At 63.8% G+C, this 15,737-nt stretch carries 16 protein-coding genes; 15 read left to right on the top strand and 1 reads right to left on the bottom strand.

Going from position 1 to position 15,737, the window contains the following annotated elements:
* The first annotated feature begins 27 nt into the window (after window positions 1-27).
* The 3 genes from mraY to ACR0NB_RS08185 all read left to right on the top strand — a co-directional run bounded on the left by mraY (window position 28) and on the right by ACR0NB_RS08185 (window position 3,140).
* On the top strand, window positions 28-1,110 hold the full coding sequence (mraY, locus tag ACR0NB_RS08195) for a phospho-N-acetylmuramoyl-pentapeptide-transferase (RefSeq protein ID WP_170357281.1): 1,083 nt from the start codon (window positions 28-30) through the stop codon (window positions 1,108-1,110).
* Window positions 1,111-1,260: 150 nt separating this feature from the next.
* The gene (gene murD / locus ACR0NB_RS08190; RefSeq protein ID WP_480775384.1) at window positions 1,261-2,655 is read left to right on the top strand and encodes a UDP-N-acetylmuramoyl-L-alanine--D-glutamate ligase; all 1,395 of its coding nucleotides are present in this window, start codon (window positions 1,261-1,263) and stop codon (window positions 2,653-2,655) included.
* Between the two features lie 110 nt (window positions 2,656-2,765).
* Window positions 2,766-3,140 (top strand): glycine zipper family protein, encoded by a 375-nt coding sequence (locus ACR0NB_RS08185; RefSeq protein WP_093964839.1) that lies wholly within the window; start codon window positions 2,766-2,768, stop codon window positions 3,138-3,140.
* Here ACR0NB_RS08185 and ACR0NB_RS08180 read toward each other — a convergent pair.
* Window positions 3,137-4,318, bottom strand: coding sequence for a BaiN/RdsA family NAD(P)/FAD-dependent oxidoreductase (locus tag ACR0NB_RS08180; protein WP_480775383.1), 1,182 nt, complete (start codon window positions 4,316-4,318; stop codon window positions 3,137-3,139). The genes ACR0NB_RS08185 and ACR0NB_RS08180 overlap by 4 nt on opposite strands.
* A 129-nt stretch (window positions 4,319-4,447) precedes the next feature.
* Here ACR0NB_RS08180 and ftsW point away from each other — a divergent pair, with 129 nt between their 5' ends.
* The 12 genes from ftsW (at window position 4,448) to ftsZ (ending at window position 15,683) form a co-directional block, all read left to right on the top strand.
* A complete protein-coding gene (gene ftsW / locus ACR0NB_RS08175; protein ID WP_170357284.1) occupies window positions 4,448-5,611 on the top strand; it encodes a putative lipid II flippase FtsW in 1,164 nt (387 codons plus the stop codon).
* Complete coding sequence (locus ACR0NB_RS08170; protein ID WP_480775382.1) at window positions 5,611-6,708, top strand: UDP-N-acetylglucosamine--N-acetylmuramyl-(pentapeptide) pyrophosphoryl-undecaprenol N-acetylglucosamine transferase; 1,098 nt, start codon at window positions 5,611-5,613, stop codon at window positions 6,706-6,708. Before ftsW ends, ACR0NB_RS08170 begins: the two co-directional genes overlap by 1 nt.
* Window positions 6,705-8,114 (top strand): UDP-N-acetylmuramate--L-alanine ligase, encoded by a 1,410-nt coding sequence (gene murC / locus ACR0NB_RS08165; RefSeq protein WP_170371540.1) that lies wholly within the window; start codon window positions 6,705-6,707, stop codon window positions 8,112-8,114. Before ACR0NB_RS08170 ends, murC begins: the two co-directional genes overlap by 4 nt.
* Window positions 8,115-8,189: 75 nt before the next feature.
* Window positions 8,190-8,438 carry a DUF2484 family protein gene (locus tag ACR0NB_RS08160; protein WP_480775381.1) on the top strand — a complete coding sequence of 83 codons (249 nt, stop codon included), beginning with the start codon at window positions 8,190-8,192 and terminating at the stop codon, window positions 8,436-8,438.
* Entirely contained in the window at window positions 8,435-8,701 is a 267-nt protein-coding gene (locus tag ACR0NB_RS08155; RefSeq protein WP_005984154.1) for a DUF2484 family protein, read from the top strand. The genes ACR0NB_RS08160 and ACR0NB_RS08155 overlap by 4 nt, the downstream gene beginning before the upstream one ends.
* Before the next feature lie 24 nt (window positions 8,702-8,725).
* Window positions 8,726-9,019 carry a hypothetical protein gene (locus ACR0NB_RS08150; RefSeq protein ID WP_170525247.1) on the top strand — a complete coding sequence of 98 codons (294 nt, stop codon included), beginning with the start codon at window positions 8,726-8,728 and terminating at the stop codon, window positions 9,017-9,019.
* Window positions 9,016-9,942, top strand: coding sequence for a UDP-N-acetylmuramate dehydrogenase (gene murB / locus ACR0NB_RS08145; protein ID WP_480775380.1), 927 nt, complete (start codon window positions 9,016-9,018; stop codon window positions 9,940-9,942). Before ACR0NB_RS08150 ends, murB begins: the two co-directional genes overlap by 4 nt.
* Before the next feature lie 104 nt (window positions 9,943-10,046).
* Complete coding sequence (locus ACR0NB_RS08140) at window positions 10,047-10,967, top strand: D-alanine--D-alanine ligase (protein ID WP_480775379.1); 921 nt, start codon at window positions 10,047-10,049, stop codon at window positions 10,965-10,967.
* The gene (locus ACR0NB_RS08135; protein ID WP_480775378.1) at window positions 10,955-11,962 is read left to right on the top strand and encodes a cell division protein FtsQ/DivIB; all 1,008 of its coding nucleotides are present in this window, start codon (window positions 10,955-10,957) and stop codon (window positions 11,960-11,962) included. The genes ACR0NB_RS08140 and ACR0NB_RS08135 overlap by 13 nt, the downstream gene beginning before the upstream one ends.
* A gap of 7 nt (window positions 11,963-11,969) precedes the next feature.
* Window positions 11,970-13,304, top strand: a complete 1,335-nt coding sequence (ftsA, locus tag ACR0NB_RS08130) for a cell division protein FtsA (RefSeq protein WP_480775377.1) — start codon at window positions 11,970-11,972, stop codon at window positions 13,302-13,304.
* 19 nt (window positions 13,305-13,323) lie between these two features.
* Window positions 13,324-13,707, top strand: a complete 384-nt coding sequence (locus tag ACR0NB_RS08125; protein ID WP_480775376.1) for a hypothetical protein — start codon at window positions 13,324-13,326, stop codon at window positions 13,705-13,707.
* 344 nt (window positions 13,708-14,051) lie between these two features.
* A complete protein-coding gene (gene ftsZ, locus ACR0NB_RS08120) occupies window positions 14,052-15,683 on the top strand; it encodes a cell division protein FtsZ (protein WP_480775375.1) in 1,632 nt (543 codons plus the stop codon).
* The last annotated feature ends 54 nt before the right edge of the window (window positions 15,684-15,737 follow it).

The raw sequence follows: 15,737 nt of genomic DNA, 5'->3' as shown, positions 1-15,737 counted from the left end.
TGACCGCGGTGTGAGAAAGGTTTTGTAATGCTCTATTGGTTGACCAGCCTGTCGGACGGAGGGGATTTCTTCAACCTCTTCCGCTACATCACGTTCCGCGCAGGCGGCGCCTTTCTGACGGCCCTGATCTTTGGCTTCCTGTTCGGCAAGCCGTTGATCAACGTGCTGCGCCGGAAACAAGGCAAGGGTCAGCCAATTCGGGATGACGGCCCCGAGGGTCACTTTAACAAGGCCGGCACGCCCACGATGGGCGGGCTGCTGATTGTCGGTGCTCTGGTGACGTCCACGCTGATTTGGGCGCGGTGGGACAATCCCTATGTCTGGATGGTTCTGTTCGTCACGCTGGCCTACGCAGCCATCGGATTCGCGGACGACTATGCCAAGGTGTCGAAGCAGAATACCAAGGGCGTTTCAGGCAAAATGCGCCTGGCTTTGGGCATCATTATTGCCGCGCTGGCCGCGCTGTGGGCGACGCTGCACCACCCCGAAATGCTCCAGAACCAGCTGGCCGTGCCGATCTTCAAGGACACGCTGATCAATCTGGGTATCTTCTACATTCCGTTCTCGATCGTGGTGATCGTGGGGGCGGCGAATGCCGTGAACTTGACCGACGGGCTGGACGGGCTGGCCATCATGCCCGCGATGATCGCAGCCTCGACCTTGGGCGTGATCGCCTATGCGGTGGGTCGCGTCGACTTTACCGAATATCTGGACGTGCACTATGTCCCCGGCACGGGTGAGATCCTTATCTTCACCGCCGCATTGTTTGGCGGTGGGCTTGGGTTTCTGTGGTACAACGCTCCGCCAGCGGCGGTGTTTATGGGGGATACCGGCTCGCTGGCCCTCGGCGGCGCACTGGGCGCCATCGCCGTCGCCACCAAGCACGAGCTGGTTCTGGCCATCGTCGGCGGCCTGTTCGTGGTCGAGGCGTTGAGCGTGATCATCCAGGTGCTGTATTTCAAACGCACAGGCCGGCGGGTCTTCCTGATGGCGCCGATCCATCACCACTATGAGAAGAAGGGCTGGGCCGAGCCAACCATCGTGATCCGGTTCTGGATCATCTCGCTGATCCTGGCGATGATTGGCCTTGCGACACTGAAAGTACGGTAAGGCTCCCGCCGGGCGCGGTGGGCCTGCGGCCCGCCTGTACCCGTTGGGCCCGGCTCGCGCCGAGGGCGCGAGCCTGACGCCGCCCTTGCCAAGGGTCAATTCTTCGGTACAGGGTGGCGGCGCATTGGCAGATGGAAGAAGGTGCGCGGCATGATCCCGGTCAAAGGGTTTTCAGGACATAAGGTTGCGGTTCTGGGGCTGGGGCGGTCGGGCCTGGCCACGGCGCGCGCATTGCGGACGGGCGGAGCCGAGCCGGTGTGCTGGGATGACAACCCCGCCGCGCGCGAAAAGGCCGAGGCCGAGGGGTTCATGTGTCAGGACCTGCGGCGGGAAGGCGCCTTTGACGCGATTGCCACGTTGATCGTATCGCCCGGCATTCCCCATCTTTATCCCGAACCCAACCCGGTTGTTGCCGCCGCGCTGCAGGCCGGCGTTCCGGTCGACAATGACATTGGTCTGTTCTTCCGCTCGCTGGGCGGTGCCGAATGGGACAAGTTCGATGTGCCGCCGCGTGTGGTCGCCGTCACCGGCTCGAACGGGAAGTCGACCACGGCGGCGCTGATCCACCATATCCTGACCCAATCGGGGCGCGAGGCGCAGCTGGCGGGCAATATCGGGCGCGGCGTGCTGGATATCGAGCCCGGCGGCGGCGGATCAGTGGTGGTGCTGGAGCTTTCCAGCTATCAGACCGAGCTGGCGCGTGCGCTGACGCCCGACGTGGCGGTGTTCACCAATCTCTCGCCCGACCATCTGGACCGGCATGGGGGCATGGGCGGCTATTTCGCCGCCAAACGCCGCCTGTTCTCAGAAGGCGGTCCCGACCGTGCCGTGATCGGCGTGGACGAGATCGAAGGCGCGTTTCTAGCCGGTCAACTGGCCGAAGGGCCGGGCGACGACCGGGTAATCCGCGTGTCGGTGGCGCGCAAATTGGCCGGCCCGGGCTGGCAGGTCTTTGCCCGCAAGGGGTTCCTGTCGGAATATCGCAAGGGGCGCCAGGCCGCGTCGATCGACCTGCGCGGCATCAAGGGCCTGCCCGGAACCCACAACCACCAGAACGCGTGTTCGGCCTATGCCGCCTGTCGCGCGCTGGGCCTGGCGCCCAAGATGATCGAGGACGCGCTGCACAGCTATCCGGGCCTGCCGCACCGCAGCCAGATCATCGCCGAGGCAAACGGTGTGACATTCGTGAACGACTCCAAGGCCACCAATGTCGACAGCGCGGCCAAGGCGCTGGGCGCGTTCAAAAAAATCCGCTGGATCTGCGGCGGGCTTGAGAAAGAGGGGGGTATCGCCGCGCTGAACGACGCGACCGACGAGGTTCTGTGCGCCTATGTGATCGGGCGCGAGGCGGCCGGCTTCGCCATGCAGTTGTCGGTTGAGGCCCGCGTTTGCACCACAATGGCCGAGGCAGTCGAACAGGCCATGCGCGACGCCGCGCCGGGTGAAACCGTGCTGCTGGCGCCCGCGGCGGCCAGTTTCGACCAGTACGACAATTTCGAACAGCGCGGCGACGATTTCGTGGCGCAGGTTCAAAAGCGGCTTTGAACTGTACATTTGCAATGAACCGCCGGTTGGGCCAAATTGAAGTGCTATCAGCTTGACGCACCAGAATTAATGTTTTTGTTACCCTAGGAATTCAACACGAGGTTAAGACCATGCTGAACCGCAAGCTTTCAATGATCCTGCCGGCCATCCTGGTGGCAGGGGCCTGCACGAACACAGGCGCGAACTACCAACCCATTGTGGATGGACCCGTCAGCCCGAACTACAACGCAGACCTGGCGCAGTGTCAGGCCGTAGCGCGGCAGCAGGGCACGATCGACAGCAATACCGCTGGGGCGGCGGCCATTGGCGCGGCGGGTGCTGCGGGCACCAAAGCCATCATCGACGACAGCGCAAGCGATCTGGGCCGTGCGGCCGTAGCCGGCGCACTGGTGGGGGCAGGGGCCAGCGCTCTGCAAAACACCCAGAAGCAGGAAGTCATCGTCCGCAACTGCATGCGCGGCCGCGGCTACAACGTCGTAGGCTAAAGGCGACCGGCGATCGCAATTCCGGCGGCGTGGCCCGAGGACCACGCCCACTGGAAATTGTATCCGCCCAGCCATCCGGTGACATCCACCGCTTCTCCAATCGCATAGAGGCCGGGGACATCCCTGGCCTCCATCGTTTTGGATGACAGGCTGTCCGTGTCGATGCCGCCCAAGGTGACCTCGGCGGTGCGGTACCCTTCGGTGCCCGAGGGGGTCAGTGCCCAGTCACTCAGCGCATCGGTCAGCGCCTGCAGCGCCGCATCTGACTGATCGGCCAGGTTGCCACGCATCGGGATCTGGGCGCTCAGAAACTCGACCAGGCGGGCGGGCAGTTGGCGCGCGAGTTCGGTGGTCAGGGCCTTGCGGCCCGCGCTTTGCCGCCGTTCGCGCAGCAGGTCGAACAGGGGCAGCTCGGGGATCAGGTTGACCCGGATCGCCTCGCCCTCGCGCCAGTATGAGGACAGTTGTAGCACCGCCGGCCCGCTCAGGCCGCGGTGGGTGAACAGCAGCGCCTCGTCGAAACTCGTACGATCGTTCGACAGTCGCGCGGGGACGGACACACCGGACAGGTCCTTGAACCGCCCATCGGGGAAGGTGAACGGCACCAATGCGGCTCGGGTCTCGGTGACGTGCAATCCGAACTGCGCGGCGATGTCATAGGCCAGCCCGGTCGCACCCATCTTGGGGATGGATCTTCCGCCGGTGGCCAACACCACGTTGGCACAGGTCAGGTCATATCGCTTACCCTCGCGCTCGACCACCAGTTCAAAGCCGAATTCGGTCTTGCGCAGACCGCGCAGCGACGTGTGCAACCACAGCTCTGCGCCCGCGCGGTCAATCTCGGCCAGCAGCATGGCGATGATCTGCTTCGATGAGCCGTCGCAGAACAGCTGCCCCAGCGTCTTTTCATGCCAGGCGATGCCGTGACGGCCTACAAGGTCGATGAAGTCCCACTGGGTGTATCGCGCCAGCGCCGATTTGCAGAAATGCGGGTTCTGCGACAGGAAGTTCTGTGGTCCGGCGTAGAGGTTTGTGAAGTTGCACCGCCCCCCGCCCGAGATGCGGATCTTTTCCCCCGGCGCCTTGGCGTGATCGATCACCAGCACACGCCCGCCGCAATGGGCGGCGCACATCATGCCGGCGGCTCCGGCGCCCAGTATGATCGTGTCAAATCGCATCCCTCGCCCTTGGCGCGGATTGACGCCAATGACAAGAGGAAGAGGCTGGCCTGAGGGGCATTTTCCCTGTAGACTCTCAAACAGATCCCGAAAACGGGACGGTAACGAGGCAGATAGTGGCGGTATCTCATGACTGAGATGGTGTATGGCGCGGTCCAGGACCAGCGCGGTGAACCGATCCTTCCGAAATGGTGGCGGACGATTGACCGCTGGACGATGTCCTGCGTGCTGATCCTTTTTGCGATCGGGCTTCTGTTGGGGCTGGCCTCGTCGCCGCCGTTGGCGCAGCGCAATGGGTTCGATCCGTTCCACTATGTCGAGCGTCAGGCCCTTTTCGGTGTGTTGGCGCTGATCGCGATGATGCTGACCTCGATGATGTCACCCACCTTGGTGCGTCGGTTGGCGGTGCTGGGCTTTCTGGCCTCATTTGTTGCGCTGGCCTTTCTGCCGGTCTTCGGGACCGATTTCGGCAAGGGTGCGGTGCGTTGGTATTCGCTGGGCTTCGCCTCGCTGCAACCGTCCGAATTTCTGAAGCCGGGCTTCATTGTCGTGGCCGCCTGGCTGCTGGCCGCAGCGCAGGAGATCAATGGCCCGCCAGGGCGGTTGTGGTCGTTTGCGCTGTGTATGTCGATCGTTGGCATGTTGGTGATGCAGCCTGATTTCGGTCAGGCCTGTCTGATCCTGTTCGGCTGGGGCGTGATGTATTTCGTGGCGGGTGCACCGATGTTCCTGCTGCTGGGAATGGCCGGAGCGGTCGTCTTGGGTGGCATGTTCGCCTACGCCAATTCTGAACACTTCGCCCGGCGCATCGATGGTTTCCTGAATCAAGAGGTCGATCCGACGACCCAGTTGGGCTATGCCACCAACGCAATCCGCGAAGGCGGGCTGTTTGGCGTTGGGGTTGGCGAGGGGCAGGTGAAATGGTCGCTGCCCGATGCACATACCGATTTCATCATCGCCGTCGCGGCAGAAGAATACGGTCTGATCCTGGTGCTGATCATCATCGCGCTTTATTCAATCATCGTGGTACGGTCCCTGCTGCGCCTGATGCGCGAGCGTGACATGTTCACCCGGTTGGCAGGCACGGGACTGGCTTGCATGTTCGGTGTGCAGGCGATGATCAACATGGGCGTCGCTGTGCGCCTGCTGCCGGCCAAGGGCATGACGCTGCCTTTCGTCAGCTACGGCGGCTCGTCGTTGATTGCAGGCGGCATCGCGTTGGGGATGCTGCTGGCGTTCACGCGGTCGCGGCCCCAAGGCGAGCTGGGTGACATTCTGCGCGGACGAGGCTGATGACGAACCCCTATTTGCTGATTGCGGCTGGTGGAACCGGGGGCCACATGTTCCCCGCCCAGGCGCTGGCTGAGGCCATGCTGAACAAGGGCTGGCGCGTGCGCCTGTCCACCGACGCGCGCGGCGCGCGCTATACCGGCGGTTTCCCGCATTCCACCGAGATCGTCGAGGTCTCCTCGGCCACTTTCGCGCGCGGCGGGCTGGCGGCCAAGGCGCTGGCTGGTCCCCGGATCGCAGCCGGAGTTGCCGGGATGACGGCCCAGTTGCTGCGCGACAAGCCGGATGTGGTGGTGGGGTTCGGTGGCTATCCGTCGATCCCGGCGCTGAGCGCGGCGGTGATGTTGCGTCTGCCCCGCATGATTCACGAACAGAACGGCGTTCTGGGGCGCGTGAACCAGCTGTTCGCCACCCGGGTCGCGCATGTGGCCTGCGGCGTCTGGCCCACCGACCTGCACGAGGGCGCCCACGGCATCCACACCGGTAACCCGGTCCGTGCTGCCGTGCTGGAACGCGCGGCCGCGCCCTATATCCCGCCCGGAGATTATCCGATGTCGGTGCTGGTGATGGGCGGCAGCCAAGGCGCCCGCATCCTCAGCGATGTGGTGCCCGGCGCCATCGCGGCGCTGCCCGAGAGCCTGCGTCAGTTCATCCGTGTTTCGCATCAGGCGCGCGAAGAGGATGCCGAGCGGGTCACCGCCTTCTACGCCGATCACGGGATTCTGGCCGAGGTCCAGCCCTTTTTCCACGACGTCCCCCGCCGCATGTCCGAGGCGCAATTGGTGATCAGCCGCTCGGGCGCGTCCAGTGTGGCCGACATCTCGGTGATCGGGCGGCCCTCGATCCTGATCCCCTTCGCCGCCGCCGCGGGCGATCACCAGACTGCCAATGCGCGCGGGTTGGTGCAGGCGGGCGGGGCGATCATGATCCCCGAAAATGCGCTTGACGTTCCCGCCCTGACCGAGCAAATCGCATTGGTTCTGACCAACCCCGAAGCCGCACAGAAAATGGCCCATGCTGCCCTGTCGGTCGGGGCGCCCGACGCGACCGAGCGTCTGGTGGCCCTTGTCGAACAGCTGGCGCAGAAGGAGACCCCATGAATCCAGCAACCAAACTGCCGCAGGATGTCGGACCGATCCATTTCGTGGGCATCGGCGGCATCGGGATGTCGGGTATCGCCGAAGTGCTGCTGAACCTTGGTTACCAGGTGCAGGGATCCGATCTGAAAGCCTCGAAGATCACCGACCGTCTGGCGTCGCTGGGTGCGGAGATCTTTGTGGGTCAGCGGGCTGAGAATCTCGACAATGCGGCCGTCGTGGTCGTGTCGACCGCGATCAAGCCGGGCAACCCTGAACTGGACGGCGCGCGTGCGCTGGGCCTGCCGGTTGTGCGCCGTGCCGACATGCTGGCCGAGCTGATGCGGCTTAAATCCAACATCGCCATCGCCGGTACCCACGGCAAGACCACCACCACCACCATGATGGCCGAGTTGATGGTGGCGGGCGATTTCGACCCGACCGTCATCAACGGCGGCGTGATCCATGCCTATGGCTCGAACGCGCGGATGGGGCAGGGCGAATGGATGGTGGTCGAGGCCGACGAGTCGGACGGCTCGTTCAACCGGCTGCCCGCGACCATCGCCATCGTCACCAATATCGACCCCGAGCACATGGAGCACTGGGGCGATTTCGACCGGCTGCGCGCGGGCTTTCATGATTTCGTCTCGAACATCCCGTTCTACGGTCTGGCGGTGTGCTGTACCGACCATGCCGAGGTTCAGGCGTTGGTGGGGCGCATCACCGACCGCCGCGTGCGCACCTATGGGTTCAACGCTCAGGCCGACGTGCGTGCGGTCAACCTGACCTACAAAGGCGGCATCGCGCATTTCGACATCCACCTGCAATACGAGGATACCGTGATCGAGGGCTGCACCCTGCCGATGCCGGGCGATCACAACGTCTCGAACGCGCTGTCGGCCGTGGCCGTGGCGCGTCACCTGGGCATGAAAACCGCTGAAATCCGCGACGCGCTGGCCAATTTCGGCGGCGTCAACCGCCGCTTTACCAAGGTTGGCGAGGTGAACGGCGTCACCATCATCGACGACTACGGCCACCACCCGGTGGAAATCGCGGCGGTGCTCAAGGCTGCGCGTCAGGCGACCGAAGGCCGCGTGATCGCGGTGCACCAGCCGCACCGCTATTCGCGCCTGTCCAACCTGTTCGACGATTTCTGCGCCTGTTTCAACGATGCCGATGTCGTGGCCATTGCCGAGGTATTCTCGGCCGGAGAGGACCCGATCGAAGGTGCCAGCCGCGATGATCTGGTGCAGGGCCTGATCCGTCACGGCCACCGCCACGCACGCGCGTTGCTGGACGAAGGCGACCTTGAGCGTCTGGTCCGCGAACAGGCCCGGCCCGGCGACATGGTCGTCTGTCTGGGCGCCGGCACCATCAGTGCCTGGGCCAATGCGCTGCCGGACCGGCTGAAGGTCAAACAAGCCGTTTGACGTTCGCGGGCATTTGGGTGCACAACTTGCGGATGTGTCGCTGCCCTTGCATGCGACTCATTTGCGGAGAGAACCATGGACTATTCCGTCATCTTTGCCGCCCTTTGGGTGATCTGCGCCACTGTCGTGGCCCTGCTGCCGATGCGCCTGCAATTTCCGCCGGGCATCGTGCTGCTGATCTGCGCGCCGGTTCTGATCGCCTGGCTAGGCGTGGCGCATGGCTGGCTGACCGGAGTGCTGGCTTTTTCCGGGTTCGTATCGATGTTCCGCAACCCCATCCGGTATTACTGGCGCAAATGGTCAGGCCGCGAGGTGGGGCAATGAGCTGGTCGATCGCACTTGCCGCCCTTTGGGGCATCGCCGCCAATGTGCTGGCCATGATCCCCAGCAAGGACAACCATTGGACCCGCGCCTATGCGCTGATCGCGGTGGGCATTCCGATTTTGGGCTATGTCACCTATGAAAACGGCCCGTGGGTCGGCCTGTTCGTTCTGGCCGCCGGCATGTCGGTGCTGCGCTGGCCGGTGATCTATCTGACCCGTTGGACAAAGGCGAAAATGCAAGGCATGAAGGCGGCAGACAAATAACCCGACACCCTTCGGAGGCCAACGATGACGGACATCGCCACATTTGCTTACCTGCCGCTCGCGGCGCTTGTGCTCGGGACGCTGGCCGGATTTGTCGCCGCGCGATGGCTTGGCCTGCGCGCGCTGTTGTGGCTGATTGGTTTGACTTCGGTTGTTGCGCTTGTCCTGATCGCGATGTTGGCAGGCGTCGGCACGGGCGAGGAGGAGCAGGCCTTTGGCCCCTTCGTCTGGCTGACCGGAGGTGTTCTGCCGATTCTGTTCGCGGAAATCATGGGCGGAGTCGTCGGGCGTAGCCTGGCGGTGCGTTCCGGACAATGACCACGATCCCAAGGCCTCGTGGCCGTCTGACTGCGGCCCGTGCTCTGAACGACCTCACCTGGCTGCGTGTCGGCGGCCCGGCGGACTATCTGTTTCAGCCGGCTGACCTTGAGGATTTGCAGGCTTTCCTGCGCGACCTTCCAGCCGGGGTGCCGCTGTTCCCGATGGGCGTCGGCTCGAACCTGATCGTGCGCGACGGGGGCTTGCGGGCCGTTGTGATCCGGCTGGGGCGCGGCTTCAACGGCATCGCGGTCGACGGCACCACCGTCACCGCGGGGGCAGCCGCGCTGGATGCGCATGTGGCGCGCAAGGCGGCGGATGCGGGGGTGGACCTCACCTTTCTGCGGACGATTCCGGGTTCCATCGGTGGGGCCGTGCGGATGAACGCCGGCTGCTATGGCAGCTACACGGCGGATGTTCTGAAATCGGCTACGATCGTCACCCGGCAGGGCGAGTTGGTCGAGCTGACGCCGGCCGACCTGAACTTCCGCTATCGCCAGTCCGACCTGCCCGAGGGTTCGGTGCTGGTGTCGGCCACGTTCCAGGGCCCGGCGGGTGACCCGGCCGACCTGCATGCCCGGATGGAGGCGCAGCTGAAAAAGCGAGACGAGACCCAGCCCACCAAGGACCGCAGCGCCGGGTCGACCTTCCGCAATCCGGCCGGGTTTTCCTCGACCGGGCGGGCCGATGATGTGCACGACCTGAAGGCCTGGAAGGTGATCGACGACGCCGGAATGCGCGGCGCCCGGCGCGGAGGCGCACAGATGAGCCCCAAGCACTCGAATTTCCTGATCAACACCGGAAACGCCACCGCCGCCGACCTCGAAGGGCTGGGTGAAGAGGTGCGAAAAAAGGTTTACGAAACAAGCGGGATCACGCTAGAGTGGGAAATCATGCGGGTTGGTGATCCGCTGACAGATTAAAGCCCCGACCGTCAGACCAAAACAGGAAAATTCAGGCGACGGATCAAAGGCATAACGAAATACGGACCACCAGATAAGGTCCGGGGACATTGAGGCGCACGAACGTGGGTAGGTCGAGCAGGACAAACCCCAAAGTGGCGGTATTGATGGGTGGCCCCTCGGCGGAGCGCGAGGTGTCTCTCAGCAGCGGGCGCGAATGCGCAGCCGCCCTTGTGGGAGAAGGGATCGAGGTCGTCGAGCTGGACGCCGGTCCCGACCTTTGTGCGCGTTTGCAGGACATCAAGCCCGACGTGGTCTTCAACGCCTTGCATGGCCGCTGGGGCGAGGACGGTTGCGTGCAGGGTCTGCTGGAGTGGCTGCGAATGCCCTACACGCATTCCGGCGTTCTTGCCTCGGCGCTGGCCATGGACAAACAGCGCAGCAAAGAGGTTTTCCGCGCGGCCGGCCTGCCCGTGGCCGACAGCGTGATCGTCCCGAAATCGGACGTGATGGCGGGGCACGTCATGCCCGCGCCATATGTGGTCAAGCCCAACAACGAAGGTTCGAGCGTCGGGATCTATCTGGTGTTCGAAGGCTCGAACGGCCCGCCGCAGCTGTCGGATGACATGCCCGAGCAGGTCATGGTCGAACAATACGTGGCCGGGCGCGAGTTGACGGTGACCGTGATGGGCGACCGCGCCCTGACCGTGACCGAGATCCTGACCGATGGCTGGTATGACTACGACGCCAAATACAAGCCCGGCGGATCGCGCCACGTGCTGCCCGCCGATATCCCGCCGCGGATCTTCGATCTGTGCATGGATTATGCCCTGCGCGCCCATCAGGTTTTGGGCTGCCGGGGCGTCAGCCGCACCGACTACCGCTGGGACGAGGCCCGGGACGAAGAGGGCCTGTTCCTACTGGAGACCAACACCCAGCCGGGTATGACCCCCACCTCGCTGGTGCCTGAGCAAGCCGCGCATCTGGGCATGACCTTCGGTCAGCTCTGCGCCTGGATGGTCGAGGACGCCTCATGCGACCGCTGACCGCCACTCGTGCGCCGGTGATCCACCGCGCCAAGCCTCTGTCCGGCCCTGATGCCGAGTTTCAGTCTGCGGACGCCGACGCCGTCCGTGCTGAGCCCAAATTGCGGTTGCGCGGTGGTCGGTTCTTCCGCCGTGGCAAGGGCCGTGCGGACCCGGCACCGTCGCGGTTTAGTTATCGGTTCCAGCGATGGATGCTGACGCCGGGAATCCGGCTGGGGGTCAAGATCGGAGTGCCGCTCTGCGCGGTCGTGGCCACGGTTGGGCTCTACTTCGCGGCCGAAGAGCGGCGAGAAGCGGTTCGGGCGCAGGTGGACAACTTGATCACGTCGTTCCAGGAGCGTCCTGAATTCATGGTCAAGCTCATGGCGATTGACGGGGCGGGGGCCGGCCTTGCTGACGACATCCGCGAAGTCGTGCCTTTGGACTTCCCGCTCAGCTCCTGGGATCTGGATGTCGAGCAGATCCGGGACACGATCACCGGCTTGGACCCGGTCAAATCGGCAACCGTGCGGATCCGTCCGGGCGGCATTCTGCAGGTCGATGTTGTCGAACGTCAGCCCGTGATCGTCTGGCGCACCCGTGAAGGCATCCAGCTGTTGGACGAAACGGGCACCCACGTGGCCGAGATCGCGGCTCGGACCGAGCGCTCCGATCTACCGCTGATTGCCGGTCAGGGTGCAGATCAGCATGTGGCCGAGGCACTGGAACTTCTCGCCACCGCGCGCAGCCTGGGCAGCAGGGTGCGCGGTCTGGTCCGCGTCGGCGAGCGGCGCTGGGACCTGGTTCTGGATCGGGGCCAACGGGTCATGCTGCCGACGGAACGCCCGGTGCGCGCGCTCGAGCGTGTACTGGCGGTGAACGAGGTGCAGGACCTTTTGGAACGGGATGTTGCTGTGGTCGATATGCGCATAGGGGCGCGGCCGACCATTCGGATGACAGAAGCCGCCAGCGCAGACTGGTGGAATACAAAAGTGACTATGGGTAACGGGCAGTAATACGATGATGACGGATCTCTATCAGTCTCAACGCGCAATGCGCCAGATGCGCAGACAGGCCATGCAACGCGGTGTCGTTGCGATCCTGGATGTCGGAAGTTCCAAGATCGCCTGTCTCGTGCTGCGGTTTGATGGGTCGGCGCGGCTGAGCGAGGACAACTCGATCGGGTCCATGGCCGGCCAGACCGGGTTCCGGGTGATCGGTGCGGCGACGACCCGATCGCGCGGGGTGCGCTTTGGTGAGATCACGGCCATGCAGGAAACCGAGCGCGCCATCCGCACCGCGCTGCAGGCTGCTCAGAAGATGGCCGATATCAGGGTAGACCATGTAATCGCCTGTTTCTCGGGGGCAAACCCTCGGTCTTATGGGCTGGATGCGCAGGTGGATCTGGACGGTCAGCTGGTGACCGAGGCCGAGATCGGTCGTGTCCTGAACGCGTGCGATGTCCCGGATTATGGGGCAGGGCGCGAGGTGCTGCATGCACAACCTGTGAACTTCGCTCTGGACAACCGATCTGGCTTGATCGACCCGCGAGGGCAGATGGGTCAGACGCTTGCGGTCGACATGCACATGTTGACGGTCGATGCGGTGGCGATTCAGAACATCGTTCGTTGCGTCAAGCGGTGCGACCTGGAATTGGCTGGCATCGCGAACTCGGCCTATGTGTCGGGGATTTCTGCGCTGGTTGAAGACGAACAGGAACTTGGAGCGGCCTGTATCGACATGGGTGGTGGGTCCACCGGCGTTTCGATCTTTATCAAAAAGCACATGATCTACGCCGACAGTGTCCGCATGGGCGGGGACCATGTCACCAGTGACATTTCGATGGGGCTTGGTGTGTCCGCCTCGGTTGCCGAGCGGATCAAGACCTTCAATGGCGGGGTTCACGCCACCGGAGCCGATGACCGCGACATGATCGACATTGGCGGCGACACCGGGGATTGGGAACACGACCGGCGTACCGCCAGCCGTGCCGAGCTGATCGGCATCATGCGCCCGCGAGTCGAGGAAATCCTCGAGGAAGTCCGCGTTCGGCTGGACGCTGCAGGGTTCGAACATATGCCAAGCCAACAGATCGTTTTGACCGGTGGAGCCAGTCAGATCCCCGGTCTGGATGGGCTGGCCAGCCGGATACTAGGTCAGCGGGTGCGTCTGGGCCGACCGCTGCGTGTGCATGGGTTGCCGCAATCCGCGACGGGCCCGGGGTTCTCCTCGGCGGTTGGTCTTGCGCTGTTTGCGGCGCATCCGCAGGATGAATGGTGGGACTTTGAAATCCCGGTCGATACCTACGCAGCACGGCCATTCAAGCGTGCCGTGCGCTGGTTCCGTGACAACTGGTAGGTTCCTGCTCCGGGCTGCGGTGTTTTACGCAGCCTGGGTTCCGGCTGCGGCTGTCGCGCAGACCCGTATCTCGCCCGAAGCATTCCTGGACGCGGTGGTCGGGAAAACCGTCACGTTCCACGAATTGACCAGCGGTATGCTTGTGGGCACCGAGGAGTTCCTCAGCCCAACCCGCTCGGTCTGGCGGCGAGAGGGCGAGGGCTGTGTCTATGGCCAGATCACGACGCCGGACGGCAAGCTGTGCTTCCTCTATGACACCGAGCCCGGCGCGGTATGCTGGTGGCCGTTCGAGCATGATGGGCGGTTGCTGGTCAGGATCGCGCGGCTGGGGGATGGCGAAATCCAGGAAGTCAGCGGATTTTCGGACGACGGCCTGGATTGTCCTTCCGTTCCTATCAGCTGAAAATTCCGGTTGCGGTGCAGGGATTTATCCCTCAGAATATCAACAAGGCCCGTCAGAGGCTCGTCGGCAGGACCCGAGCAGTCAGCCGCAGTTTGAACAGGATGTCCAGCATCGCACCCGCCAAATCAGGTTGGGGGTTTTCGCGTGTGTCGTGGTCTGTCCGCCCTGAACCGCTAGATTTGCGCAGTCGGGCGAAATGCCGCGAAAAACCGCCTTATTTCTTCCATATTTTGTGGATTCACGCGATTTTTGGCGTGACGTTTGACGTTTGGAAAGGTAGAATCACAAGCGGATAGGCAAGAAAAACACCGCTTTGCGGGATCATAAATACAGGCGGACAGAGCATGACATTGAATCTTTCGATGCCCGGGCACGACGAACTCAAGCCTCGGATTACGGTATTTGGCGTAGGCGGTGCAGGTGGAAACGCCGTCAACAACATGATTGAAAAACAACTCGACGGCGTTGACTTCGTGGTAGCCAACACGGACGCGCAGGCACTGCAGCAAAGCCGCTCGTCGGCGCGGGTGCAGCTGGGCATCAAGGTGACCGAAGGGCTGGGCGCAGGCGCCCGCGCATCGGTCGGCGCCGCCGCCGCCGAAGAAAGCATCGAACAGATCGTCGATCACTTGGCCGGCGCGCATATGTGCTTCATCACCGCCGGCATGGGCGGGGGCACCGGCACCGGCGCCGCTCCGATCATCGCGCAGGCTGCGCGTGAACTGGGTGTGCTGACCGTGGGCGTGGTGACCAAACCGTTCCAGTTCGAGGGCGCCAAGCGCATGCGCCAGGCCGAAGACGGTGTCGAGGCGCTGCAGAAGGTCGTCGATACGCTGATCATCATCCCCAACCAGAACCTGTTCCGTCTGGCCAACGAAAAGACCACGTTCACCGAGGCCTTCTCGATGGCCGATGACGTGCTGTATCAGGGCGTCAAGGGCGTAACCGACCTGATGGTGCGTCCGGGCCTGATCAACCTCGACTTCGCCGACGTCCGCGCGGTGATGGACGAGATGGGCAAGGCCATGATGGGTACGGGCGAGGCCGAGGGCGAAGATCGCGCCATCCAGGCCGCGGAAAAGGCCATCGCCAACCCGCTGCTGGACGAAATCAGCCTCAAGGGCGCCAAGGGCGTATTGATCAACATCACTGGCAGCCATGACCTGACCCTGTTCGAACTGGACGAAGCCGCCAACCGCATCCGCGAGGAAGTGGACCCCGAGGCCAACATCATCGTCGGCTCGACGCTGGATCCCGAGATGGAAGGCAAGATGCGCGTCTCGGTCGTGGCAACCGGCATCGATGCCAGCGAAAGCGGCTCCGAGGCGCCGGCTCCGCGCCGGTCCATGTCCGCTCCTCTGACCCGTACCGTATCGGCGGAAGAAGAAGCAGCACAGCCGGCTCCGGTCGCGGCGGAAGTTGCTGAACCGGCTCCGCAGCCCGAAGCTCCGCGCGAACCGTCACTGTTTGAAGCGGCCGAAGAGCCTTCGCACACGACTTTGCAATTCGGTCAAGGCGCGGATGAGGCTGTCGAGGACGATGACGACGGGCTGCCTCCCCCGGCCTATCAGCCACGCAGCGCCGAGTTCGATCCGCAGCCTGAGCCGGTCGAACGCCCGGCCGAAAGTTATCAGCCGCAACAGGTGCCGCATACCCCTGGAACGCCTTCGCCGGCCGCGCTGGAGCGGCTGCAGGCGGCTGTTCAGAACGTACCGACTTCGGCCCAACGTCTGACCGCGTCGCGCCCGCAGGAACCGGCGCCGCAGCGCCAGCCCACCGCCGAGGAACGGCCGCGGTTCGGGTTCAACCGTTTGATCGACCGGATGACTGGGCATGCCCCGGATACCCCCGCTCAACCGGCCCGGCAACAGCCTGCGATGCGCCAGACTGACGCTACGGCACCCTCGCATGAGGAGGTCGATCCCGAGCAGGAGCGTATCGAAATTCCGGCTTTCCTGCGCCGTCAGGCCAACTGATCGCGGTAACAATATCCACTCACGGGGTCGCCGAAAGGCGGCCCTTTTTCCTTT

Source organism: Ruegeria sp. CG3 (assembly GCF_056537205.1).
This window is presented reverse-complemented; position numbering and strand designations above follow the sequence as displayed.